A 23476-nucleotide genomic window follows, 5' to 3' on the forward strand; every position below is an offset into this window, starting at 1 on the left:
GCGCGTCAGCGCGGATGCCGGCGCAGACGCTCGTAGAGCAGCAGGCCCAGCAGCGTCTTGGAGTCGCTGACCTCGGCGTACAGCCCTTCGAGGTCGTCCAGCGGCCAGCGCACGATCTCGATCCGCTCGTCCTCGCCGGAGTCGTGCTCGCCCTCGGCGTCGCGCAGGCCCTCGGCCAGGAACAGGTGGACGGCCTCGGTCGCGAAGCCGACCGACGAGTAGTACATCTTCAGCGGCGTCCAGGTGTCGGCGACCTTGCCGATCTCCTCGGCCAGCTCGCGCTGGGCGGAGTGCAGCGGGGACTCGTCGCCCGGGTCCAGGCGCCCGGCCGGGACCTCCAGCGAGTCCGGGTCGTCGATCGGCTCGCGCGGCTGGCGGACGAGCCAGACGTGGTCGTCGTCGATCGCCACGATCGCCGCGGCGCCCGACGTGTGCACGATCTCGCGGTCGACGACCTTGCCGTCCGGGAACCGGAAGTGGTCGTTGGTGACGGTCAGGATCCGGCCGTCGTGCAGCAGGTCGCTGCCGACGCGTTCGAACCTGCGGTCCTCGCCGCTCATGCAACCTCCTCCAGCAACGCGTACACGACGTCCAGCATGCCCTCCAGCGCCGCGACCGTCACGCGCTCGTCGGTCTGATGCGCGCACTCGGTGCCGTTGGCGAGGTTGACGGTGTGGAAGCCGGCGGCCTGGAACGCGTTGGCGTCCGCCGCGCCGCCGGAGACGATGTGCGCGGGCTCGTGCCCGGCGCGCTGCAGCGCGCGCTCGGCGGCCGCGATCGCGGGCGAGACCGGCTTGTGGCGGTAGCCCTCGAAGAGGCGCTCGACGATGACGTCGAGGTCGCACTCGTGCTCGGGCTCGTTGGCGGCGTCGTGGAGGCGGTCGACCAGCTCGGCGACGACCGCCTCGACCTTGTCGGAGTCGAGCGAGCGCGCCTCGCCGACGACGACGCAGCGGTCGGCGACGATGTTGGTGGTGTCGCTGGTCCCGCCGTTCACGTAGGAGATGTTCGCCGTCGTCTCGGCGTCGATCCGGCCGGTCGTCATCGACGCGATCGCGTGGGCGGCGGCGACGATCGCGTTGCGGCCGTCCTCCGGCGCGATGCCCGCGTGGGCGGCGCGGCCGCGCAGCTCGGCCTCGAAGCGGTAGTAGGTCGGCGAGGCGACGACGATCCCGCCGATCGGCGTGGCGTGGTCGAAGACGTAGCCGAAGTCGCTGCGCAGCCCGGAGACGTCGAACTGCTTGGCGCCCGCCAGCGCGGGCTCCTCCTCCACCGTGAACAGCAGCTCGACCTCCGGGCCGGTCCACAGCGTCGTCCCGATCCGCTCGGCGACGACCAGCAGCATCGCCAGCGCCGCCTTGTTGTCGGCGCCGAGGATCGCCTCGTTGGCGTTCTCCCAGAACGGCTCGCCGTCCTCGTCCTGCGGCTCGACCAGGACCGGCTCGATCGGGACGCCGTGGTGCTGCACGGTGTCCAGGTGCGCGCAGAGCAGGACGCTCGGCGCCCCGCCCTCGCCTCCGCGCGCGTCTGCGCGCCGCGCCAGCGTGTTCCCCGCCGCGTCCTGCTCGCACGCCCAGCCCGCGCCCCCGAGCACCTCGACGACCCGCGCGCGCACGCGCGCCTCGTCGCCCGACGGCGACGGGATCGCGCACAGTTCTGCGAAGAGCGCGCCCAGGCGGGCGCGCTCGGCCTCCGTCGCCCGCGGCGGCGCCGCGGCGTCGCTCACCGCGCCTCGGCGCCCGCCGGCTCCGCCCGCGACGCGCGGACCTCGCCCTCCGGGTGCTCCTCGTTGGCGCGCCCGAGGGCGGCCTTGACGAACTCGCGGAACAGCGGGGCCGGCCGCTCCGGCCGGGACTTGAACTCGGGGTGGAACTGCGAGGCCACGAAGAACGGGTGGTCGTGCAGCTCGACCATCTCGACCAGGCGCTCGTCCGGCGACGTGCCGGAGACCACGAGGCCCGCCGACTCCAGCCGCTTGCGCAGCGAGATCGAGACCTCGTAGCGGTGGCGGTGGCGCTCGTAGATCACGGCCTCGCCGTAGATGTCGTGCGCGGCGGTGCCCGCGTGGACCTTCACCGGGTCGGCGCCCAGGCGCATCGTGCCGCCGAGGTCCGAGACCTCCTTCTGCTCGGGCAGGAGGTCGATGACGGGCCACTCGGTCTCGATGTCGAACTCGGTCGAGTTCGCGCCCGGCATGTCGGCGACGTGGCGCGCGAACTCGCACACCGCGATCTGCATGCCCAGGCAGACGCCCAGGTACGGGATCTTCTGCTCGCGGGCGACGCGCGCGGCGCGGATCTTGCCCTCGATGCCGCGGCCGCCGAAGCCGCCGGGGACGAAGATGCCGTCGGCGCCCTGCAGGCGGCGCAGCGCCTCCTCGTCGGAGTCGAGCGTCTCGGAGTCCACCCAGTCGATCTCGACCTTGCACTGGTGATGGAAGCCCGAGTGGTTGAGAGCTTCAGAGCACGACTTGTACGCGTCCTCCAAGGCCACGTACTTGCCGACGAGCGCGATCTTGACGATCTGCGTCGCATCGGCCGCGCGCTGCATCAGGTCGGCCCAGTCGGCGAGGTCGGCCTTCGGCGCGTCCTCGATCCCGAAGTACTCGCAGATGAAGTCGTCGACGTTGTGCTCGGCGTACCAGAGCGGGACCTTGTAGATGTTGTCCACGTCGATCGCGGAGACGACGGCCTCGGCGGGCAGCGACGCGAACAGCGCGATCTTCTTGCGGATGTCGAGGTCGAGCTCGTTCTCGGCGCGGCAGAGCAGCATGTCGGGCTGGATCCCGATGCGGCGCAGCTCGTTGACCGAGTGCTGCGTCGGCTTCGTCTTCAGCTCGCCCGCGTGGCCGATGTACGGCACGAGGGTGAGGTGGATGAACATGGTGTTCCTGCGGCCGGCGTCGACCGGGAACTGGCGGATCGCCTCCAGGAACGGCAGCGACTCGATGTCGCCGACCGTGCCGCCGATCTCCGTGATCACGAAGTCGACGTCGTTGGTCTCGCCGATCAGCTTGATGCGGTGCTTGATCTCGTCGGTGATGTGCGGGACGACCTGGACGGTACCGCCGAGGTAGTCGCCGCGGCGCTCACGCCGGATGACCGAGTTGTAGATCCCGCCCGCGGTGACGTTCGACGCGCGGGACGCGTTGGAGTCCGTGTAGCGCTCGTAGTGGCCGAGGTCGAGGTCGGTCTCGGCGCCGTCCTCGGTCACGAAGACCTCGCCGTGCTGGTACGGCGACATCGTCCCGGGGTCCACGTTGATGTAGGGATCGAACTTCTGGATCCCGACGGTGAAGCCCTTCGAGACGAGGAGCCGTCCGATCGACGCGGCGGCGATCCCCTTCCCGAGCGAGGAGACAACACCGCCCGTCACGAAGATGTATCGGGTCTTGCGGTGCTGGGCGTCAGGCATCGGCGCTCGTCTCTGGCGTTCGAAGGTGGGTCACGATCCAGGCCCCGAGGGTAGCCGGAATGGCGGACGGCGTAATGTGAGACGCCCGACCTGAGACTTAGGAACATGGACAAGATCGCAAAGACCGAGGATCAGTGGCGCGAGGAGCTCTCGCCCGACCAGTACGCCGTGCTGCGTCAGCAGGCGACCGAGGCGCCGTTCACGGGCAAGTACGTGGACGAGAAGACGCCCGGCGTCTACAAGTGCGCCGGCTGCGGCGCCGAGCTGTTCCGCTCCGATGACAAGTTCGATTCCGGCTCCGGCTGGCCGTCCTTCACGGACCCGGCCGTCGCCGACAGCGTCGAGCTGCGTCCGGACAACTCCCACGGGATGATCCGGACCGAGGCCGTCTGCGCCAAGTGCGGCGGCCACCTGGGCCACGTCTTCGACGACGGCCCGCGCGACCGCGGGGGGATGCGCTACTGCATCAACTCCTGCGCGATGGACCTGGACGCGGGCACCGCCGCCTAGGCACGCCCGCCCCGCTCCGCACGCGTTCTGCTCCCGCTGCGCGCGGCCGCCTCTCCGGGGCGCGCCGCGCGCCGTCCCTGGGGAGCAGGACGGCGCGCGGCGGTGGTGGGGATGGCTAGACGCCGACGATCCAGACGTAGTTCCCGTCGGCGTCGGTGAGGGAGAACATCGGGGGCGTGCCGGGCATGTCCATCAGGTCGCCGGGCTCGACGCCGAGGGCGATGAGGCGCTCGCGCTCGGCGGCGGGGTCCGGGGTCTCGAGGCCGATCGAGCTGCCGCCGGGCTGGCCGTTCATCGGCGGGTTCAGGGCGAGGCGGGCCGTCGAGCCCGGCGGCGCCACCTCGACCCAGCGGCCACCCTGATCGGGGTCGCCGAAGGTGACGTCCGTCCGGACCTCGAACCCCAGCTTGCTGGTGTAGAAGTCGATGGCCGCATCGACATCGGAGACGGTGAACATCGCCACCCCGAGGTTGTTGACGGTGGTCTTGGACTGCGTGAGATCGCTCATGCCCCTATAGACCCCGAACGACCCCGGAACTCATCGCCGTCCGGAAAAGAACTTCCGGGCGGCCGCTCATCGCCCCGGCTCCGGGGCGCCGTCGAGCGCGGCGGCGAGGTTGTTGAAGCAGTTGGTCCAGCCCTCCCGGTGGTCGCGGACGGCCTCCTCGTCCCACAGGCCGGTGTGGGTGAAGGCGACGTGGGTGCCACCGTCGTCCGTCTCGGCGAAGTCGAGCTGGATCAGCGTCCGGGTGCCCTGGTTGTCCCAGAGCCAGGTGAACGCGAGGCGGCGCGGCGGGTCGATCTCGGTGTAGCGCCCGCCGCCGCCGTACTCGTCGCCGGTGGCGGGGTTGCGCATGACGACACGGACCTCGCCGCCGACGCGCAGGTCGACCGACGCCTCCGGCGTGTCCCACTCGCGCTCGGCGTGGAACCAGCGGCGCAGGACCTCCTCGCTGGTCCACGCGTCGAAGACGCGGTCGGGCGGCGCGGCGTAGGTCCGCTCGATGTTGAGGGTCAGGTCGGCGCTCACTTCTGCAGTCTCCCCCTTCGCTCGGCGGCCCGCCGCTCCCTGCGCGCGAGCCGGACCGACAGCCACGTCCGCGCGATCAGCAACGCGGTCCCGGACCCCGCCGCCGACGGGATCAGCATCTCCTCGACCGGCACCCCGGCCACATGCGCGAGGATCACCGCGCCGCCTCTGCCGCCTGGGAGTCCGCCGCGGGCGTGCAGGCGCAGCCGCCGGCCGCATCGTCGCTCTCCGCCTCCGCGGCGGCCTCGCTCGTCCGGCGGGAGTGCTCCTGGTTGAGGGCGATCTTCTCCTCCAACTTGCCGTCCCAGGGGTCGATGTCGGGCTCGTACTCGTCGTGGAGGCGCCACCAGGCGTAGGCGCCGTCCTGGGGGTAGCCGGCGGGTGAGTCCTCCCACTCCTCCTGCCGACCGAACGGCGCGATGTCGAGGTAGGAGAAGGTCGAGCCGAGGCGCTCGTCGCCGCGGTTGTTGATGAGGTAGGTCCGGTAGATGCGGCCGTCGTCGTCCTTGATGAAGACGTTGGTCCCGTGCCACTCGTCGACGCCCATGTCGGCGTCGAAGTCGTCGGTCAGCGTGACCCACGGGACGTCGCGGAAGCCCATGCGGGCGCGGTAGCGGGCGATATCCTCCTGCGGCGCACGCGACATGTAGGCCAACGTGATGCCGCGGGAGTTGATGTGCGCGGGGTGCGCGTCCTGATCGGCCATCATCGAGCAGCCCGGGCAGCCGGACTCGGGCCAGCGAGCGACGCCCGGCTCGAAGAAGAACCGGTAGATGATCAGCTGGCGGCGGCCCTGGAAGAGGTCGCCGAGCGACATCGGGCCGTCGGGGCCGAGGAAGGTGTAGTCCTTCTCGATGAGCATGCGCGGCATGCGGCGGCGCTGGGCGGCGACGGCGTCGCCGGCGCGGGTGTGCTCCTTCTCCTTGACGAGGAGCTCGCGGCGAGCGGTCTCCCACTCGGTGGGCGAGACGGTGGCGGGGAGGTTCATGACGGATCCTGCTCCTTGAGGTAGTCGTCGACGACATCGAACAGCCGGCCCCACAGGGCCCGTTGGCGATCCATCCAGTCAGCGGCCTCGCTGAGGACGGCGGGCTCGAGCGACAGCCGGTGCGTCCGCCCGACCACCGCCCGCGTGACGACGCCGGTCTCCTCGAGCACCTTGAGGTGCTTGGAGATCGCGGGCTTCGAGACCCCGAACCCCGCCGTCGCCTCCCCCACCGTCGCCGGCCCCTCGGCCAACCGCTCGACGATGCCTCGCCGGATCGGATGCGCGAGCGCCTTGAACGGATCGTTCACCATGTGGTTAACGATAGCCCGGCGTCGTTGGGCCGTCAAGCACCTCGCCCCGGGGTTGGCGCGGCGGAGCAACGGTGCACGAGGAGAGACGGCGGCGCGAGGCGAGGCGGCGCGGAGAGTCAGCGCGGAGTGATGCGGCGCGACGTGAAGCTAGGCGGCCCGAGCTGGGCGGCGCGAGATGAGGCGGCGCGCCGGTGGAGGTGCTGCGGTGGTTCAGATGATGCGGGTGGAGATGAGGGCTCGGGCTGAGGGTGTGGGTTCGAAGGTGGTGCCGTGGATGGGCTCGTCGTTGAGGAGCTCGATGCCGTCGATGTGGAGGTCGAGGGTGGCGTCCATCAGGAACGTCGCGATGATGGAGGACAAGGACTCGGTCGACGGGATGAACGAGGGGTCGAAGCCGGAGAGGCGGGGGCCGGTCAGGATCGAGGCGGCGGTGGCCCCGGTCCGGAGGTAGTGCAGCTCGAGCTGGACCGTGAGGTCGTTCGCCTCCCGGTCGAGGAGGCAGTGGATCTGGAGGAGGTCTGCTGCGGTCATGTAGGTCTTGGGGTCGGCGGAGATGCGCTGCGCGGAGGCGGCGGTCATGCGGCCTTGCGGAGCTCCTTGGCGTGGCGGCGGGCTGCGACGTCGTCCGCGGGTGCGCCGAGCATCCGGACCAGCTCGGAGACGACCTGCTTCTCGGCCAGCTCGGTGACGGTCGTGATGGTCGTGTCCGAGTTGGTGGACTTGGAGATCGAGAAGTGGCGCGTCGCCATCGAGGCGACCTGCGGCAGGTGGGTGATGCAGACGACCTGACGGCCGGACGCCAGCGTCCGGAGCTGCTCGCCGACCGCGCGGGCGGTGTGGCCGCCGATGCCGGCGTCGATCTCGTCGAAGACCAGCACCGCGTCGGACTCGGCGTTCGCGGAGCCCAACAACGACAACATGACGCGGGACAGCTCGCCGCCGGAGGCGGTCTCGCGCAGCGGCGCCGCGGGCACGCCCGGGTTGGGCGAGATCAGGAACTCCACGGCGTCGGTGCCGGTCGGGCCGGCCTCGCGCTCGCCCAGCTCGATCGTGAACGTCGCGGACTCCATCGCGAGGTCGGCGAGCCGGGTGCGGACGTCGACCGCCAGCGTCTTGGCCGCCTTCGCACGCGCCCTGTGCAGGTCCTTGGCCAACGCGCCCCGTGCCTCGACCGCCCTCGCCAGCTCCGCCTGCGCCTCCTCCAGCGCGACCTCCGCATGGTCCAGCTCCGCGATCCGCGAGCGGCACTCCGCCCCGTAGGCGAGCACGCTCTCGATCGAGCCACCGTGCTTGCGCTTCAGCCGGTCCCACGCTGCGAGCCGCTCCTCGATCACGTCGAGGCCCGCGCCGTCCTCCCCGTCCAGACCCTCGCCGTACGAGCGCAGCTCCGCCGCGAGGTCGTCGGCCTCGATCGCCAGCGCGCGCCAGCGCGCAGACAGCGCGTCCAGCGCCGGATCCAAGGAATCGACACCATCAAGAAGCCCGCCGGCCGCCGCCAGCACCCCGGCCACCCCGCCCTCGTCGCTGACGACCGCCTCCGACGCGCCGAACGCCGCGGCGCGCAGCGCCTCGACGTGGCGCAGCCGGTCCCGGCGCGCGGTCAGCTCGGCCTCCTCCTCGGTCGACGGTTCCGCCGCCTCGATCTCGGCCAGCTCGAACTGCAGCAGGTCCAGCTCCCGGTCGCGCGCGCCCGCGCGCTCGCGCAGCGCGTCCAGCGACCCCTCCAGCTCGCGCACGCGCAGGTGCAGGTTCATGTACTTCTCCCGCCGCCCCGCCTGGGCCGGGCCGCAGGCGCCGTCGAGCAGCTCCAGCTGCGACGAGGCGAGCGTCAGCTTGCGGTGCTCGTGCTGGCCGTAGAACGCAATCAGCCCTTCGGCCGCCTCGCGCAGGTCGGCGACCGCCGCCGAGCGCCCGTTCAGGTACGCGCGCGTGCGTCCCTCCGCCGACACGCGGCGGGCGAGCACCAGCTCCTCGGCGTCCGGAGCCACACGGTCGCCGAGCAGCGCGCGCAGCCCGTCCGGCAGGTCGAAGATGCCCTCGACATAGGCCTCAGCCGCCCCCGGTCGCACGATCCCCGAACGCGCGCGCCCGCCGAGCAGCAGGTCCAGCGCGTGGGCCAGCACGGTCTTGCCGGCGCCCGTCTCGCCCGTCAGGACGTTGAGGCCCGGCGCGAGCCGCAACTCGGCCCGCTCGATGAGGAGGAGGTTCTCGACGCGCAGTTCGTGGAGCACGCGTGGAGGTCTAACAGGCCCGTCGGACGAACACGCGTTCGCACGTCGAATTGCAACGAAGCGAACGCACTTTCGCAACAGACCGAGCGCGTCTCGGCTCGAAGAAGCGGCCGTGCGGCTACGCGGCGCGGCGCGTCGCGTCTACGACGCCAGGCGCCCGAACCGCTCGCGCACGCGCAGGTAGAACGACGACCCCGGCAGCTGGGCCAGGTCCGCGGCCTCCCTGACGAACCGCGACGCCAGCGCCTCGCCCGGCGACAGCTCGCCCGCGGGGCGGCCGTCGATCGACACGTCCACCGGCTCCAGGCCGCGGTTGTGGACCTCCAGGACGTCGTCCGGCGAGACGACCAGCGCGCGGGCGGTCAGCGAGTGCGGCGCGATGAACGACACGACGTAGCCCTCCACGCCCCACGCCAGGACCGGGCCGCCGTTGGCGAGGTTGTAGCCCGTCGAGCCCGCGGGCGTGGAGATCACCAGGCCGTCGCAGCGCACGCGGCCCACCTCCTGGCCGTCGACGACGTAGGCCAGCGTCGCGACGCGCTCCCCGACCTTGCGGTGGAACGACACGTCGTTGATCGCCGCCTGGTCGCCGCCGGGCATCTCGAGCGCCAGCGCGGGCAGCGTCATCACCTCGAACTCGCCGCGGAACGCCTTCGCGAAGCCCTCGCCGACCTCGTCCGGGTCGATCGTCGCCAGGAACCCGACCTCGCCGAAGTTCACCGCGAACACCGGGACCGACGTGCCCGCGTAGCGGCGCAGCGCGCGCAGGATCGTGCCGTCGCCGCCGAGGACGACGCAGAGATCGACGTCGTCGCTCAGAGGCGCGTCGAGGTCGAGCCCGGGCGCCTTGGCGAGGCCGTGCTTGCCGACCTCCTCGCGATCGAAGCGCAGGACGAAGCCGGCGTCGACCGCGGCCAGGCGCAGCGACTCCAGCGCCGCCGCGGTCTGCGACGGGCGCCCGTGGGTCATGACCGTCGCGAGCTTCACGCTGCCGCCGTTCACTGGGGATCCTCCACTGCTGCGGCCGCTGCCGCGATGCCGTCGTCGTCGAGTGCGCCCTCGCGGCCGGGCTCCGCGAGCCAGACGAAGGACTCCAGGTTGCCCTTCGGCCCGGGCAGGCCGGAGGAGGCGAAGCCGAGGACCGCGCAGCCGGAGGCGTCGCGCGTCGCGCGCGCGACCGACATGAAGGCGTCGATCCGGTCCTGCGCGACGCGGACGACGCCGCCGGAGCCGAGCTTGTCGCGGCCGACCTCGAACTGGGGCTTGACCATCGCGAGGCAGTCGAAGCGGTCCGGCGACGCGCAGGCCAGCACCGCGGGCAGGACCTTCGTGAGCGAGATGAACGACACGTCGCTGACGATCAGGTCGGGCGCGTAGGGCAGCTCGTCGGGCGTCATGCGCCGCGCGTTGGCGCGCTCGACGACCGTCACGCGGTCGTCCGTGCGCAGGGACCAGTGGAGCTCGCCGTAAGCCACGTCATAGGCAATGACATGGTCTGCCCCTTCTTGTAGGAGAACATCCGTGAACCCGCCGGTGGACGCGCCGACGTCGAGGGCTTTGCGCCCGCGGGGTGAGATCCCGAAGCGGGTGAGCGCGTTGTGCAACTTGGTGCCGCCGCGCGAGACGAAGCGCGGCTTCTCGTCGACCGACAGCTCCGTGTCCTCGTCGACCAACTGCCCCGCCTTGCTCGCCCGCTCGCCCCGCACGCGCACCTCGCCGGCCATGACCGACGCGGCCGCGCGCGACCGCGAGTCGAAGAGCCCGCGCTGATGCAACAGGGTGTCCAACCGGACCTTGACCACCGCGACACCGTACTCGGCGGGGCTCCCTAACACTGGTCAGGAGTTCACTGTGTCCCCTATCACAGTGTCGTCCCGCAACAGCGGGCATAGTGTGTTTCAGAGCAGATGACGACGGCGGCCAGGGCGGCGCCGAGCAGGACCCAAAACTTCTCTCATCGCTCGCCGGCTCCTCGGAGCCGGACCCACATACGACACATAGCAGTATCTCTCCTCCCCTGAAGCGGCCCACCTCTCCCGGTGGGCCGTTTCTCTTTAAACGCCGCAAGACGCGCGGTGGCCTGGAGGGGCGGCGGTGTCGAGGTGGCGCGGCGTGGCGCGTGGGCGCTCGGAGGCGCGGCGGTGTCAAGCCGGGTGTCAGAACCCCGGTGGTCGGGCGGACGCTGCTCCGATCCTCGGCCAGTTGGGCTGAAGAAACCGGTCCCAGTGGCCGAGGATCCAAGCGATGGCCGAGCACGCTGCCTTGGCGGCCACCGCGCCCCCGACCCCGTCACCAGCCGATGCTGAGGTGCTCTTCGCACGTCAGCCGATCCTGGACGCCGACTCCCGGCTGGCGGGCTACGAGCTGCTGTACCGCGGCGAGGGTGGCAGCGAGTCCCCGCATGCGGCCACGTCGAGAGTCGCGGCCTCCGCCCTCTCCGACCTCGGCCTCCGCCAGGCCACCGGCGGCGCGCCCGCGTTCCTGAACGTCACGACCGAGTTCCTGCTCGCGATGGACCCGCTGCCGTTCGGCCCCGACGGCGTCGTCCTCGAGATCGCCGCCGACCGCCTCCCGGACGGCCCGCTGCTCGAGCGCCTCGGCCGCCTGCGCCAGCACGGCTACATGCTCGCCCTCGACGGCTACGCCGGCCAGCCGTCGGCCGACCCGCTGCTGGACTTCGCGACGCTCGCCAAGGTCGACTCGCGCAACCTCAACCCATCCGGCCTCGCGCTGACCGTCTCGCACCTGCGCAGCCGCGGGATCAAGCCGATCGCCAACGGCGTCGACGCCCACACCGACCACGACCGCTGCGCCGACGCCGGCTTCGAGCTCTTCCAGGGCGACTTCGTCTGCCGCCCGCGCGAGGTCGTCGGCCACAACGTCCCGACCGCGTCGATCGGCGCGCTGCGCCTCGCCGCGGGCATCAGCGCCGGCGACGAGGGCGACGTCGACGAGCTGGAGAAGGCGATCGCGCTCGACCCGGGCCTGAGCCTGCGCCTGCTGCGGTTCGTCAACAGCGCCGCCTTCAGCCTCCGACACCAGATCAAGTCCGTGCGCCAGGCGATCGTCCTGCTCGGCCCGCGCACCGTCCGCCAGTGGGCGATGCTCCTGCTGCTCTCCGGCATCGACGAGAAGCGCGGCCCGCTGCTGATCACCGCCCTCTCGCGCGGGCGCACCTGCGAGGCGATCGCCAGGCGCCTCGGCGCCGACGACGCCAACGCCTACTTCTTCACCGGCATGTTGTCGGTCGTCGACGCGATGCTCGACCAGCCGATGGACGAGGCGGTCCGCGACCTCCCGCTCTCCGAGGACGTCGTCGCCGCCCTCGTCGACCGCGCCGGCGGCAAGGGCCGCACGCTCACGATGGCCGAGGCCTGCGAGCGCGGCGCCTGGGACGACGCGGCGCTGCCGAGCCTCGACGCCGGCGAGCTGGCGGTCCTGCACGTCGAAGCCCTCACCTGGGCCGACGGAACGGCGGCGGGACTGACGTGAGCACCGGCGTCGCGGAGGCTCCTCCCGAGGCCCCGCGCGTCCTGTTCGCCCGCCAAGCGATCGTCGCGCGCGGGGGACGGCTCGCGGGCTACGAGCTGCTCTATCGCGGTCCGCGCGGCGCGGACGGCGAGATCCCGGACGCCGAGCACGCCACGTGCCAGGTGCTGGTCGGCGCGTTCGCCGAGGTCGGCATGAGCGCGGCGGTCGGCGGCGCGACCGCGTTCCTCAACGTCACCGAGCGCTTCCTGCGCGAGATCGATCCGATCCCCCTCACGCCCGAGTCCACCGTGTTGGAGCTGCTGGAGGACGCCACGCCCTCCCCCGCGCTCATGGACCGCCTCGCGCACCTGCGCGCCCAGGGCTTCCGGATCGCGCTCGACGACTTCGCGCCCACGCGCGCCAACCGCCAGCTGCTGGACGCCGCCGACCTCGTCAAGGTCGACCTGCGCGCGCACTCCAGGCGCGAGGCGAGCAAGATCATCAAGTCGATCTCGTCGAGCGGGATCCCGGTCGTCGCCGAGAAGGTCGAGGACCAGGACGAGTACGACTGGGCCGCCGACGCGGGCGCCAAGCTGTTCCAGGGGTACTTCTTCTGCAAGCCGACGCCGCTGGCCGGCCAGGAGCTGCGGGCCGCGTCGATCGACCGCCTGCGCGCCGCCGCGGGGCTGACGCACCCGGACTCCGGGCTGGAGGAGATCGAGGCGGCGATCACCGTCGACCCGCACCTCTCGCTGAGGTTGTTGCAGCAGTTGAACTCGGCCGCGGTGATGCTGCCCAACCGGATCTCCTCGATCCGCCAGGGCGTGATCCTGCTCGGCCCGCGGACCGTGCGCCAGTGGGCGCTGGTGCTGCTGCTGTCCGGGATCGGCGAGCAGCGCGGGCCGCTGCTGGCGACCGCGCTGGCGCGTGCCCGGACGATGGAGCTGGTGGCGCCGATGAAGGGCTTCACCGACCGCGACGCGTGGTTCTCGGTCGGCCTGCTGTCGGTCTGCGACGCGCTCGCGAACGCGCCGATGGAGCAGGTTGTACGGGAACTGCCGCTGGCCGACGACGTGATCGACGCGCTGGTGCACCGCGAGGGCGTCAAGGGCGAGGCGTTGCAGCACGCGATCGCCTGCGAGCGCGGCGAGCTGCCGGCGCAGGACGCGCGGATGTTCCTGGCGGCCTACGTGGACGCGGTCGCTTGGGCCGACGCCCACGCCGCGGGCCATTGAACGCCTAGCGCGCCGTCAGCCAGGCGATCATGTCGTGCGTGGCGTCGACCACGCCGCCGAAGCGCAGGCAGCCGTGGACCATGCCGTCGAAGACGCGCGTCTGCGCGTCCGGGAGGCGCTCGGCGAGGTGGAGGCCGTCGTCGCGCAGCGGGTCCAGCTCGGCGACCGCGACACGGGTCGGCGGGAAGTCCGACCAGTCGGACGCCGAGAGCACTGCGAAGTCCGGATCGTCGTCGCGCGCCGCGTCGGTCCGGTACATGCCCCAGCAGCGCTCGACATCGGCGCGCGTGAGCATCGGCCCATCGCCGAACTCCTGCATCGCGTCGCTCGACAGCGAGGGGTCGAGGCACGGGTAGACGAGCAGCACCGCGCGGAGCGGCAACGAAGCGTGGCGGGCTGCCACGACGGCGAGCTGGCCGCCGGCGGAGTCGCCGCCGACGGAGACGGAGGCGGGGTCGATGGAGAGTTGCTCGGCGCCGTGGGTCTGGGCCCAGGTGACGGTGTCGATCGCGTCGTGGACCGGGACCGGCCAGCGGTGCTCGGGCGCCAGGCGGTACTCGGGTAGGACGACCTTCGCGCCGGACGTGTTGGCGAGCGCGCGGCCGACGCGGTCGAAGGTCTCGATGTCGCCGACGTACCAGCCGCCGCCGTGCAACCACACCAACAGCTCCGAGGACTCCGGAGCGTGCAGGGGCGTGAAGACGCGGGCTCGGAGCGAGGCGCCGTCGCGGGTGGGCACGACGATGTCGGAGACAGCGGACACCGGCTCCGCCGCCCCTCCCAGCCGCAGCGTCGAGTCCAGGTAGGCCGAGCGCTCGGCGGCCAGCTCCGCCGGCGACGGCTCAGCGAGCGGGTCGCCGACGTCGGCGACCTCCCCCATCGCGACCAGGAGCGCCCGCACCTGCGGGTGCAGGCGCGGGTCCAACCGCTAGGCCTCGGACAGGACCGAGCCGTGGCCGGCGAGGAGCGCGGCTTCGATCTTGCGTGCGATCTCCTTGCCGGTGAAGCCGATCTCGGCGTGCAGCAGCGCCGGCTTGCCGTGCGTGACGTAGCGGTCGGGCACGCCGATCCGCAGCATCTTCGGCACGTGCACGCCCGCGTCGTTGAGCGCCTCCCACACGCCGGAGCCGAAGCCACCGGACAGGACGCCCTCCTCGACCGTGACGAGCAGCTCGTGCTCGGCCGCCAGCCCACGCAGCAGCTCCATGTCCAGCGGCTTGGCGAAGCGCGCGTCGACGACGGTCACGTCGAGGTCATGCTCGGCCAGCAGCGCGGCCGCCTCGAGCGACTTGCCCACGCCGGACCCGTAGCCGATCAGCGCGACCCGCGAGCCCTCGCGCAGCACCTCGCCCTTGCCGACCGGGATCGCCTGCACCTCGGCGCTCGACGGCAGAGCAACCCCTACACCTTCGCCACGCGGGTAGCGCAGCCCGAACGGGCCGCCCTGCGTCAGCGCGGTCCGCAGCAGGTGCTTCAGCTGCGCCTCGTCGCGCGGCGCGGCCAGCGTGATGTTCGGCAGCGCGCGCAGGTAGGCGATGTCGAAGACGCCATGGTGCGTCGGGCCGTCGTCGCCGACCAGGCCCGCGCGGTCCATCGCGAACGTCACGTCGAGCTCCTGCAGGCAGACGTCGTGGACGATCTGGTCGTAGGCGCGCTGGAGGAACGTCGAGTAGATCGCGCAGACCGGCTTCGCGCCCTCCAGCGCCAAACCGGAAGCGAACAGCACCGCCTGCTGCTCGGCGATCCCGACGTCGAAGTAGTGCTCGGGCTCGGCCTTCTGGAGCAGGTTCAGCCCGGTGCCGGAGTTCATCGCGGCCGTGATCCCGACGACGCGCCGGTCGCGGCGCACCTCGTCGATCAGCGCCTCGCCGAACACCGCCGTGTACTGCGGGATCGCCGGCGTGACCGGATGTGCCGCCGAGGCCGGCGTCTTGACGACCACCGTCGGCGCGCGGTTGGTGATCGACTTGGGCTTGGCGGCATGCCACTTCTCCATGCCCTCCAGCCCGCCGTCCTCGGCGGGCATGAAGCCCTTGCCCTTCACCGTCGCCGTGTGCAGGACGACCGGCCGCCCGGCCTCCAGCGCCGCCTTCAGCGCGCGCCGCAGCGCGCGGACGTCATGGCCGTCGATGACGCCCATGTAGGCCCAGTCCAGCTCCTCCCAGAACAGGCCCGGCGCCCAGAACGACTTGATCGACTCCTTCAGCTGCGGGCCGAGGCGGTCGAACGCCGCGCCGATCCCGCCCGGCAGCGTGATCAGCTTCTCCTCGACGCCCTCGCGGGCGTGCCACAGCTTCGGGTTCAGCCGCACGCGGTTGAAGTAGCGCGACAGCGCGCCGACGTTCGGCGAGATCGACATCCCGTTGTCGTTGAGCACCACGACCATCGGCGTGCCCAGCCCGCCGGCCTGGTGGATCGCCTCGAACGCCACGCCACCGGTCATCGCGCCGTCGCCGATCACCGCGACCACGCGGCCCGCGTCGACGTCGCCCGCGAGCTTCATGCCCTCCTTGATCCCGACGGCGTAGCCGATCGAGGTCGAGGCATGGCCCGCGCCCATGATGTCGTGCTCGGACTCGTGGATCGCGCAGAACGGCGCAAGACCTTCGTATTGACGGATCGTCGGGAGCTGGTCCCGGCGGCCGGTCAGGATCTTGTGCGGGTAGGCCTGGTGGCCGACGTCCCAGAGGATCTTGTCGGTCGGCGAGTCCAGGACCGAGTGCAGCGCGACCGCGATCTCGCACGTGCCGAGGTTGGCGCCGAAGTGGCCGCCGATCTCCCCGACCGTGTCGATGATGTGCTCGCGGACCTCCTGCGCCACCTGCTGCAGCTGCTCCTCGGAGAGCCCATGGAGGTCCTTGGGAGCGTCGATGCGGTCGAGCAGGCGTTCGGGAGGTTGCGTCATGAAGTCCGGGTGAAGATGAAGTCGGTGATCTGCTCCAGCTCGGGCGCACCCTGCGGAGCGGAAGTTCTAAGGGTAGCCCTGGCAGCCGCGTGTGAGTCGGCCGCGAGCTTCCTGGCGCCGTCGAGCCCGAATTCGGTCACATACGTCCGCTTGCCGTGGCGCTCGTCGGAGCCCTGCGGCTTGCCGAGATCCTGGTCGGTCCCGGTGACGTCCAGGATGTCGTCCACGATCTGGAACAGGACGCCCAGCTCCTGGGCGAAGCGGCGCCAGCCGAGCGTCTCGTCCGCGTCGTCGCGGATCCCGCCGAGCAGCAGGACGCAGATGACCGACGCGCCGATCAGGCGGCCGGTCTTGAGCTCGTGCAGGCGCCGCAGGTCGGCGGGCGTCTCGGACACGCCGGAGACGTCCAGGTACTGACCGCCGACCATCCCGTCCACGCCGGTCGCGGCAGCGAGCTCGCGCGCGGCGGCCAGGACCCTGTCGGGCTCGCCGGGCTGAGCGGTCAGCAGGTGGCGGAACGCCTCGGCGTAGAGTGCGTCGCCGGCCAGGATCGCGACGTCCTCGCCGAACTTGACGTGGCACGTCGGCCGCCCGCGGCGCAGGTCGTCGTCGTCCATCGCCGGGAGGTCGTCGTGGATCAGCGAGTAGGTGTGGATCAGCTCCAGCGCGGCCGCCAGCGGCAGGACCTGCTGCTGGTCGAGGCCGACGGCGCTCGCGGTGGCGAGCGCCAGGACCGGCCGGATCCGCTTGCCGCCCGCGAGCAGCGAGTAGCGCATGGCCTCCTCGAGGCCCTCGGTCCGCGGCGCGCGGCTCGGGAAGCGCAGCGCGTCGAGGTAGACGTCGACCTGCGCGCGGAGGTGGTCGGGGTAGACCACGGTCTGGACGCTCAGAGCAGGTGGTCCTGGCCGGGATGCGGCTCGGCGGCGGCCGCCCGCGAGAGGCGGTCCAGCTCGGCGCTGGCCTGCGAGGCCAGCGAGGCGGCGTCCTCGACGAGGGTCGCTGCCGCGTCCGGGCTCACGTCGCCGGACCGCAGCTGCTCCGCGGTGCGCTCCAGCCGCGTGACCAGCGCGTCGAGCTGGGAGGCGGCGTCGTCAGTCGTGCTCACCCGCGACATTGTGCCGCAGCGGGCGGCGGCTGGGTCAGCCGCCGAAGTCGGCGAGGTCGATCGTGGTGGTCCTGCGCGGCGCCGTGCGCGCGGGCGGCGCGGGGTCCGGATCCGGATCGCCGGAGAGATCGGCGAGGTCGACGGAGGTCCTGGGGTCCTCGTGGGCGGGCGGCCTGGCGGTCGGCGAGTCGGAGACGGGCTGCTGCGCGGGCGGCGTGGCGGTCGTCGTCGTGGTGCGTGCGGTCGTGGTCGGCTTCGCCCGGGCCGGAGCCGCGGCGCTCTGGGTCGTGACCGGCTTGGCCGCGGCCGCCGCGGCCGCGGGCGCCGCGGCGACGGCGCGCGGCCTGACGCGGGCGCGACGCTCCGCCGTCCTCGGCCGTTGATGGTGGTCTTGCTCGGTCGCCTCCTTCACGCCGACCGCTGCGCCACCACCCGCCAGCAGCGCGCAGCACGCGCCGACCGTGAGCTTCGCCGCCAGGCCGCCACCGCCCGCGGTCGTGCTCGCCGCGACGGCCCCGCCGCCGCCCGCCGCCGCGCCGCCACCGCCGAAGACCTTCAACAACGCCGCCAGCCCCGAGCCGCCGCCCGCGAACGGCACCAACAACGAGAGCTCGCGCTCGACGCCCGCGTGCGCGCGCCGGAACGCCCGGCACTCCACGCACCCCGCCAGGTGCCGCCGGTCGCGCCGCGCGAGCCTGAGCTTCCCCGCGTCCGACGCCGCCACCAGCCGGTCCCGGACGTCGCGGCAGGTCGTGTCGCGCGCCTCGGCCGCGTCGGTCAGCGCGACTCGCGCGCGGTGCACGAGCATCCGCGACGACGTCGTCGAGATCCCGAGCGCCTCGCCGACCGCCTCGTGCGACAGCCCGCCCAGCTCGCGCAGCAGCAGCGCGCTGCGCTGGCCGTCGGTCAGCGCGCCGATGTCCTTCAACAACGCGCGCATCGTCTCGCGCTGCTCGATCGCGTTGGCGGGATCGGCGGTCGCGCCCTCGCTGGCGGTCTCCTCGGCGTCCAGGTCGTCGGTGAGCGGCCTGCGCAGCACGTCGATGCAGCGGTTGTGCGCGACCCGGAACAGCCACGGCCGGACGTCGATCTCGCGGTCGTCGCGGCGCAGCGCCTGGTAGGCGCGCAGGAACACGTCCTGCGCCGCGTCCTCCGGATCGTGCGCGCTGCCGCGCAACATGTAGGCCGCGTAGTTGCGGATGGCGTCGGCGTAGCGCGCGTGCAGGGCCGCGAACGCCGTCTCGTCACCGGCCCGGAACCTGCGCAGCAGCGCGGCGTCGCTGCGCACGCTCATCACGGCGCGACCCCGGTGATCACCCACGCGGCACCCGCCCGCAGGCGGCCGTCGCGCGTCGCGCCGGGGCCGGAGATCAGGAGGTCCGGGCGCCCGTCGCCGTTGAAGTCGCCGGCCGGCGCCGCGGCCATGCCGAGCGCGTCCTGCGCGTAGGCGCCGTCGATCCGGACCGTCGAGCCGCGATGCGGTCCGGACAGGGCGATCCGCCCGGCGCCGCTGCGCCCGCGGAACACGAACGCCGAGCCGGCGCCCTGGCGCCCCTTCGGCGACCAGTTGCCGCCCGTGAGGACGTCGTCGCGGCCGTCGCCGTCGAGGTCGCCGACGATCGCCGCCGCGTCGATCGGCGTCGGCCCGAGCATCGGCGCGGTCGGCAACACCGCCCCCGCCGGGGCGTTCTTCGGCGGGGGCGGCGCCGGGATGTACGGGACCGACGGGCTGACCGCGGTCAGCACGCGGGCGCTCGGGCGGTCGACGTAGACCGGAGCGCCCGACGGCGCGCCGTGGACGACGTCGACCGCCCCCGCGTAGCGCTGGTGGCCGAGCAGCACGTGCGAGACCACCAGGACGTCGCCGCGCCCGTCGCCATCGGTGTCGCCGCCGCCGCTGACCTGCGGCTCCTGGTTGAGCTGGCGGGAGTCCAGCAGCCGGAAGCCGTCGGCCGGGCCGAGCGCGTCGAGCTGCAGCGGCGGCCCGCCCGCGGCGGTGCGGCCGAAGGCGACCGTCCCGACCAGCGTGTCGGTGCCGGGCAGCTGCTTCCAGGTCCCGAGCACGACCTCGGCGCGGTGATCGCCGTTCATGTCGGCGGCCAGCGACGCGGAGTCGATGGCGGGGCTGTCGATCCGGTAGCCGGCGGTGCCGAGCGCGCCGGTGCTGATCGTCGTGCCCGGCTGCGCGAGCGCGCTGCCGTGGCCGCCGAAGAGGACGTAGGCGTGCCGCGGATTGGGCGCCGGGAGGTCGGCCGGCGTCCTGACGCCGGTGTAGTCCGGCGACGTCGCCTCGTCGGTGAGCACGATGTCCGGGTGGCCGTCGCCGTTGACGTCGCGGCCGCCCGCGAGGGTCGTCCCGAGCTGGAAGGTCAGCGGCACGTCGTTGGCGATGCGCATGCCGCGCACGCCGAGGTACCCGAGGTCGATCGCGCTCGGGTGGCGGCTGCCGTAGATGATGGACACGCTGCCCATCGCGCCTTCGGGCGCCCGCGGCTGGTTGGGGATGATCGGGACCGGCGCGCCGTCGTCGGACGCCACGACGACGTCGTCCAGCCCGTCGCCGTTGACGTCGCCCGCGGGCGCGATCGCGTTGCCGACCTCGTCGCCCGCGTGGGCGCCGACGATCGCGAAGCCCTGCGCGTGCGCGCCGTTCATCGCGATGCGGGCCGCGGGGTGCGCCCTGACCTCCGCGTGGGAGCGGCGGCGGCCGAAGACGACGTAGACCGCGCCCGCGTTCTTGCGCCTCAGCGGGTCGGCGGACGGTGCGGCGATCAGGACGTCGTCGACGCCGTCGCCGTTGACGTCGCCCGCGGGCGCGACCTGCGAGCCGGCGAAGTCGATCGGGCCGGCGCCGATGATCTCGAACGACGGCTGGTGGCGCAGGTCGACGTCGGTGCCCGCGTGGGCGGCCGCCGGGACGGCGAACGCGAGCGACGTGACGATGGCGAGGGTCGGCAGCAGCTTGGTCATCAGCTGCAGAACGTGCGAATCCGCTGACCGTAACGCGGTCACGGGCGCACCCCGCTCAGGACCCACGCGACGCCCGCGTTGGGGCGGCCGTTGCGGGTCGCCTCGAAGCCGCCGATCAGGAGGTCCGGGCGGTGGTCGCCGTCGAAGTCCCCGGCGGGCGCGACCGTGCTGCCGAACGAGTCGTCGGCGTAGGCGCCGTCGATCCGCACGACGCCGGGCGCGCGCTTGGCGGTCAGCTCGGTGGTGCCCGCGCGGGGCGCGCGGAACAGGAACGCCGAGCCCGCGCCGAAGCGATCGTGCGGCGAGGCGAAGCCGCCCGCCAGGACGTCGGCACGGCCGTCGCCGTCCGCGTCCGGGACGATCGCGACGTCGCGCAGCGGGTTGGGACCCAGGATGTACCGGTTCCTGTGGCGCCCGTTGTCGACCATCGGGACGGTCGGGCCGATCGCACGCAGCACTTGCTGACCGGGACGCTCGAGGTGACGCAGCCTGCCGGACGGGCCGCCGAACAGGACCTCCGCGACGCCCGCGTAGGACCGCTTGCCGCGCAACGTGTAGGTCGCGGCCACGAGGTCGCCGCGCCCGTCGCCGTTGACGTCGTCACCGCCGACGATCCGTGGTTGCTCGGAGTACTTCCGGTCGTTGCGGATCGCGAACCCGCCGTGGGCACCGAGCTGCTCCAACACCATCGTCTTGGTGCCGGCCCGCCCGAAGGCCACGTAGGCCACGTTCCTGTTCCCGTAGCTGCCGTCCTCCTCTCCCACGACCACCTCGGCGCGGTGGTCGCCGTTCATGTCGGCCGCCAGCGAGAGCGTGCCGAGGAAGTGGGCGTCGATCCGGTAGCCGGCGCCGCCGAGCCGATCGACATGGAGGACTTGCCCGCCACGCAGCGCGCCGCCGAAGATCACGTAGGCCGACGACCGGTCGCGGGGCGGGATCTTCGGAGCCCGCACCAGCGGGTACGGGACCGTCATGTCGCTCACCACGACGTCCGGATGGCCGTCGCCGTTGACGTCTCGCCCGCCCGCGACCTGCGTGCCGAGCTGGACGCGGCCGGCCGGCGCGCCCGCGATCTCGACGCCCTGGTCGCCGAGGTGCGCGAGGTCGACGGCCGTCCCGTCCTTCTTGCCGAAGACGACGTAGGCCGCGCCCGCGTGCACGTACACGCCGCCGATGCCGTTGGACCGTGGGACGTCCGGGCCGTCATCCGGGACGCCGACGATCACGTCGTCCAGGCCGTCGCCGTTGACGTCGCCCACGCTGGCGACCGACGTGCCGGCGTGTCCGTCGGCGGCGGGACCGTCGATCCGGAAGCCCTGCGTGTCCGCCCCGCCGTCGGCGGCGATCTGGGCGCGCGGCAGCGCCGGGACCCCGCGGCGCCCGAACACGACGTAGACGGCACCGGAGTAGGCACCCTCCGGGCCGTTCGCGCTCGGCGCCGCGATCAACACGTCGTCGATGCCGTCGCCGTTGACGTCCCCGGCGGACGCGACCGCCTCCCCGGCGAAGTCCTGCGGATGGGCGCCGACGATCTCGAACGAGGGCGTGGTGCGCAGGTCGACGGTGGGCGCCGCGACGGCGGCGCCGGGCAGCGCGGCAACGGCGAGCAGCGTGGCGAGGGCGAGGCGCGCGGTCATCGCGCCGCCCCCGACAGGACGAACACCGCGCCGGCCCACGCGCGCCCCTCGCGCATCGCGTCCTGCGCGGCGACCATCACGTCCGGCCGCCCGTCGCCGTCGAAGTCCCCGGCGCCCGCGACGGCGCTGCCGAGGCGGTCGCCCGCGTAGGCGCCCCGGACCTCCACCGACCCGCGGCCGTGCAGCGCGATCGTCCCGGCGCCGCGGCGGCCCGGCAGGATCACCGCCGCGCCCTTCCAGTGTCGCTCGTCCGGGTCCGAGCCGCCCAGGACGACGCCCATCGCGATCCGGCCCGGGCCGACGATCGCCGACGTCACGATCCCCTCGCCCTTGCGCGTGTTCGGGTTCTCGTACAAGTACGTGTACCTGCCCGACGGCAGCAGCGTGCGCGCCATCGGCTGGGCCTCGGCGCGGACGGTCAGCAGGCGCGGCGAGGGCCGGTTGAGCCAGACCGTGTCGCCGGACGGCGCGCCGAAGACGACCGAGGTCGCCGACGCCCAGCGGTGGCCGGGCAGCGGCTCGGCGCCGGTCATGATCAGGTCGCCGCGGCCGTCGCCGTTGACGTCGTCGCCGCCGGTCGCGCCCATGATCCCGTTGACGTCGGTCGGGCGGCCGTCGTAGACCGCGAAGCCGTCGGCGGGGCCGAGCTGGTCCAGCGTCACGTCGCCGCTGCCGGCCGGGCGGCCGAACACGACGCGCACGTGGATCGTGCCCTTCGCGCCGGTCCCGAAGCCGTTGATGACGAGCTCGGCGCGGCCGTCGCCGTTCATGTCGGCGGCCAGCGAGACGAGCCCGATGCCGTAGCCGCCGACGCGGTAGCCGGCGGCGCCGAGCCGGTCGGCGTGCAGGATCGTGCCGCCGTGCAGCTGGGCGCCGGAGATCACGTAGGCGTAGGACCGCTCCGACGGGTCCGGCAGCGCGCCGATCGGGCGGATCGGCTGGTCGGCGACCACGAGGTCCGGGCGGCCGTCGCCGTCGACGTCGCGCCCGCCGGCGATGGTGCCGCCGAAGCCGGTGGTCCCGCCGGGCGCCGGCTCCGGGCCGAGGATCTCCATGCCCTGGGCGGGGTCCAGGTGGGCGAGGTCGACCGCGGCGCCGTCGCGCTTGCCGTAGACGATGTAGACGGCGCCCTGGTAGTCGAGGATGTCGGGTGCGCCCGCGACGGGCGCGACCGGCCCGAGCGACGTGGTCGTCCCGGTGCGGGCGCCGACCGCGACGTCGGCGAGGCCGTCGCCGTTGACGTCGCCGACCGCGGCGAGGGTCGCGCCGAGGTGCGCCTGCGCGTTGGGGCCGACGATCCGGAAGCCCTGGGCGCGCCGGGCCGCGCCGGCGGCGGCGATCCGGGCGATCGGCGCGCGGCGGATCGCGGCCGCGGCGCGGCGGCGGCCGAAGACGACGTAGGCGGAGCCGCCGTTGAAGCGGCCGGGCGCGTTCTGGAGCGGCGCCCCGACGATGACGTCGTCGATCCCGTCGCCGTTGACGTCGCCCGCCGCCGAGACCGCGTTGCCCGCGTTGGCGTTGACCGTGGGGCCGACGATCTCGAACGCCGGGTGGGTGCGCAGGTCGATCGGCGCGGCGTGGGCGGCGCGCGGCGGCGTGAGCGTGAGGGACAGCAGCAGCGCGAGCGCGCAGCCGAGTGGGGCGGTGAGGCGTGGGACGGTCATCGAAC

At 73.0% G+C, this 23476-nt stretch carries 23 protein-coding genes; 3 read left to right on the forward strand and 20 right to left on the reverse strand.

Annotated features, from left to right (window positions below; translation table 11 throughout):
- Window positions 1-5: 5 nt before the first annotated feature.
- Genes H030_RS0121125 through H030_RS34080 form a run of 3 tightly spaced genes read right to left on the reverse strand, consistent with a single transcriptional unit; the run spans window position 6 to window position 3414 of the window.
- The gene (locus H030_RS0121125; protein WP_027007575.1) at window positions 6-560 is read right to left on the reverse strand and encodes an NUDIX hydrolase; all 555 of its coding nucleotides are present in this window, start codon (window positions 558-560) and stop codon (window positions 6-8) included.
- Window positions 557-1726, reverse strand: a complete 1170-nt coding sequence (locus tag H030_RS34075) for a M20/M25/M40 family metallo-hydrolase (protein WP_051223305.1) — start codon at window positions 1724-1726, stop codon at window positions 557-559. Before H030_RS34075 ends, H030_RS0121125 begins: the two co-directional genes overlap by 4 nt.
- A complete protein-coding gene (locus tag H030_RS34080) occupies window positions 1723-3414 on the reverse strand; it encodes a CTP synthase (RefSeq protein WP_081690992.1) in 1692 nt (563 codons plus the stop codon). Before H030_RS34080 ends, H030_RS34075 begins: the two co-directional genes overlap by 4 nt.
- Before the next feature lie 105 nt (window positions 3415-3519).
- On the opposite strand from H030_RS34080, the gene msrB reads away from it, so the two are divergent.
- Complete coding sequence (gene msrB, locus H030_RS0121140) at window positions 3520-3924, forward strand: peptide-methionine (R)-S-oxide reductase MsrB (RefSeq protein ID WP_035128061.1); 405 nt, start codon at window positions 3520-3522, stop codon at window positions 3922-3924.
- A 115-nt stretch (window positions 3925-4039) separates the two neighbouring features.
- Here the strand turns inward: msrB and H030_RS0121145 are convergent, their stop codons facing one another.
- From H030_RS0121145 to H030_RS0121185, 9 genes are all read right to left on the reverse strand, one after another.
- Entirely contained in the window at window positions 4040-4432 is a 393-nt protein-coding gene (locus tag H030_RS0121145; protein WP_027007577.1) for a VOC family protein, read from the reverse strand.
- Window positions 4433-4498: 66 nt separating this feature from the next.
- Window positions 4499-4954 (reverse strand): SRPBCC family protein, encoded by a 456-nt coding sequence (locus tag H030_RS37665; RefSeq protein WP_051223306.1) that lies wholly within the window; start codon window positions 4952-4954, stop codon window positions 4499-4501.
- Window positions 4951-5112 carry a hypothetical protein gene (locus tag H030_RS39800; protein WP_196809211.1) on the reverse strand — a complete coding sequence of 54 codons (162 nt, stop codon included), beginning with the start codon at window positions 5110-5112 and terminating at the stop codon, window positions 4951-4953. Before H030_RS39800 ends, H030_RS37665 begins: the two co-directional genes overlap by 4 nt.
- Complete coding sequence (locus tag H030_RS34090) at window positions 5109-5942, reverse strand: DUF899 domain-containing protein (RefSeq protein WP_081690994.1); 834 nt, start codon at window positions 5940-5942, stop codon at window positions 5109-5111. The genes H030_RS39800 and H030_RS34090 overlap by 4 nt, the downstream gene beginning before the upstream one ends.
- Window positions 5939-6253, reverse strand: a complete 315-nt coding sequence (locus tag H030_RS0121165) for an ArsR/SmtB family transcription factor (RefSeq protein WP_035128062.1) — start codon at window positions 6251-6253, stop codon at window positions 5939-5941. The genes H030_RS34090 and H030_RS0121165 overlap by 4 nt, the downstream gene beginning before the upstream one ends.
- 210 nt (window positions 6254-6463) lie before the next feature.
- Window positions 6464-6832, reverse strand: a complete 369-nt coding sequence (locus H030_RS0121170) for a hypothetical protein (RefSeq protein WP_027007579.1) — start codon at window positions 6830-6832, stop codon at window positions 6464-6466.
- Window positions 6829-8484 (reverse strand): DNA repair protein RecN, encoded by a 1656-nt coding sequence (recN, locus tag H030_RS0121175; protein WP_027007580.1) that lies wholly within the window; start codon window positions 8482-8484, stop codon window positions 6829-6831. Before recN ends, H030_RS0121170 begins: the two co-directional genes overlap by 4 nt.
- A 141-nt stretch (window positions 8485-8625) precedes the next feature.
- On the reverse strand, window positions 8626-9486 hold the full coding sequence (locus tag H030_RS0121180) for an NAD(+)/NADH kinase (protein ID WP_027007581.1): 861 nt from the start codon (window positions 9484-9486) through the stop codon (window positions 8626-8628).
- A complete protein-coding gene (locus H030_RS0121185) occupies window positions 9483-10286 on the reverse strand; it encodes a TlyA family RNA methyltransferase (RefSeq protein ID WP_027007582.1) in 804 nt (267 codons plus the stop codon). Before H030_RS0121185 ends, H030_RS0121180 begins: the two co-directional genes overlap by 4 nt.
- Before the next feature lie 505 nt (window positions 10287-10791).
- On the opposite strand from H030_RS0121185, the gene H030_RS0121190 reads away from it, so the two are divergent.
- A complete protein-coding gene (locus tag H030_RS0121190; RefSeq protein ID WP_027007583.1) occupies window positions 10792-11976 on the forward strand; it encodes an EAL and HDOD domain-containing protein in 1185 nt (394 codons plus the stop codon).
- Window positions 11973-13190: an EAL and HDOD domain-containing protein gene (locus H030_RS0121195; protein WP_027007584.1), complete on the forward strand. Its 1218-nt coding sequence runs from the start codon at window positions 11973-11975 to the stop codon at window positions 13188-13190. The genes H030_RS0121190 and H030_RS0121195 overlap by 4 nt, the downstream gene beginning before the upstream one ends.
- A gap of 4 nt (window positions 13191-13194) precedes the next feature.
- Here the strand turns inward: H030_RS0121195 and H030_RS34095 are convergent, their stop codons facing one another.
- Genes H030_RS34095 through H030_RS0121235 form a run of 8 tightly spaced genes read right to left on the reverse strand, consistent with a single transcriptional unit; the run spans window position 13195 to window position 23471 of the window.
- Window positions 13195-14115, reverse strand: a complete 921-nt coding sequence (locus tag H030_RS34095) for an alpha/beta hydrolase (protein WP_051223308.1) — start codon at window positions 14113-14115, stop codon at window positions 13195-13197.
- A 3-nt stretch (window positions 14116-14118) separates the two neighbouring features.
- Window positions 14119-16095: a 1-deoxy-D-xylulose-5-phosphate synthase gene (gene dxs / locus H030_RS0121205; RefSeq protein ID WP_027007585.1), complete on the reverse strand. Its 1977-nt coding sequence runs from the start codon at window positions 16093-16095 to the stop codon at window positions 14119-14121.
- Complete coding sequence (locus tag H030_RS0121210; RefSeq protein ID WP_231398499.1) at window positions 16092-16970, reverse strand: polyprenyl synthetase family protein; 879 nt, start codon at window positions 16968-16970, stop codon at window positions 16092-16094. Before H030_RS0121210 ends, dxs begins: the two co-directional genes overlap by 4 nt.
- 11 nt (window positions 16971-16981) lie before the next feature.
- Entirely contained in the window at window positions 16982-17200 is a 219-nt protein-coding gene (locus tag H030_RS0121215) for a hypothetical protein (RefSeq protein ID WP_155892186.1), read from the reverse strand.
- Between the two features lie 34 nt (window positions 17201-17234).
- Window positions 17235-18494, reverse strand: a complete 1260-nt coding sequence (locus H030_RS0121220; protein WP_027007588.1) for an RNA polymerase sigma factor — start codon at window positions 18492-18494, stop codon at window positions 17235-17237.
- Window positions 18494-20170 carry an integrin alpha gene (locus H030_RS0121225; RefSeq protein WP_027007589.1) on the reverse strand — a complete coding sequence of 559 codons (1677 nt, stop codon included), beginning with the start codon at window positions 20168-20170 and terminating at the stop codon, window positions 18494-18496. The genes H030_RS0121220 and H030_RS0121225 overlap by 1 nt, the downstream gene beginning before the upstream one ends.
- Window positions 20171-20208: 38 nt before the next feature.
- The gene (locus H030_RS0121230; protein ID WP_027007590.1) at window positions 20209-21807 is read right to left on the reverse strand and encodes an integrin alpha; all 1599 of its coding nucleotides are present in this window, start codon (window positions 21805-21807) and stop codon (window positions 20209-20211) included.
- A complete protein-coding gene (locus H030_RS0121235; RefSeq protein WP_027007591.1) occupies window positions 21804-23471 on the reverse strand; it encodes an integrin alpha in 1668 nt (555 codons plus the stop codon). The genes H030_RS0121230 and H030_RS0121235 overlap by 4 nt, the downstream gene beginning before the upstream one ends.
- Between the last annotated feature and the right edge of the window lie 5 nt (window positions 23472-23476).

Origin of the sequence: Conexibacter woesei Iso977N (genome assembly GCF_000424625.1) — a bacterium.
GTDB lineage: Bacteria > Actinomycetota > Thermoleophilia > Solirubrobacterales > Solirubrobacteraceae > Baekduia > Baekduia woesei_A.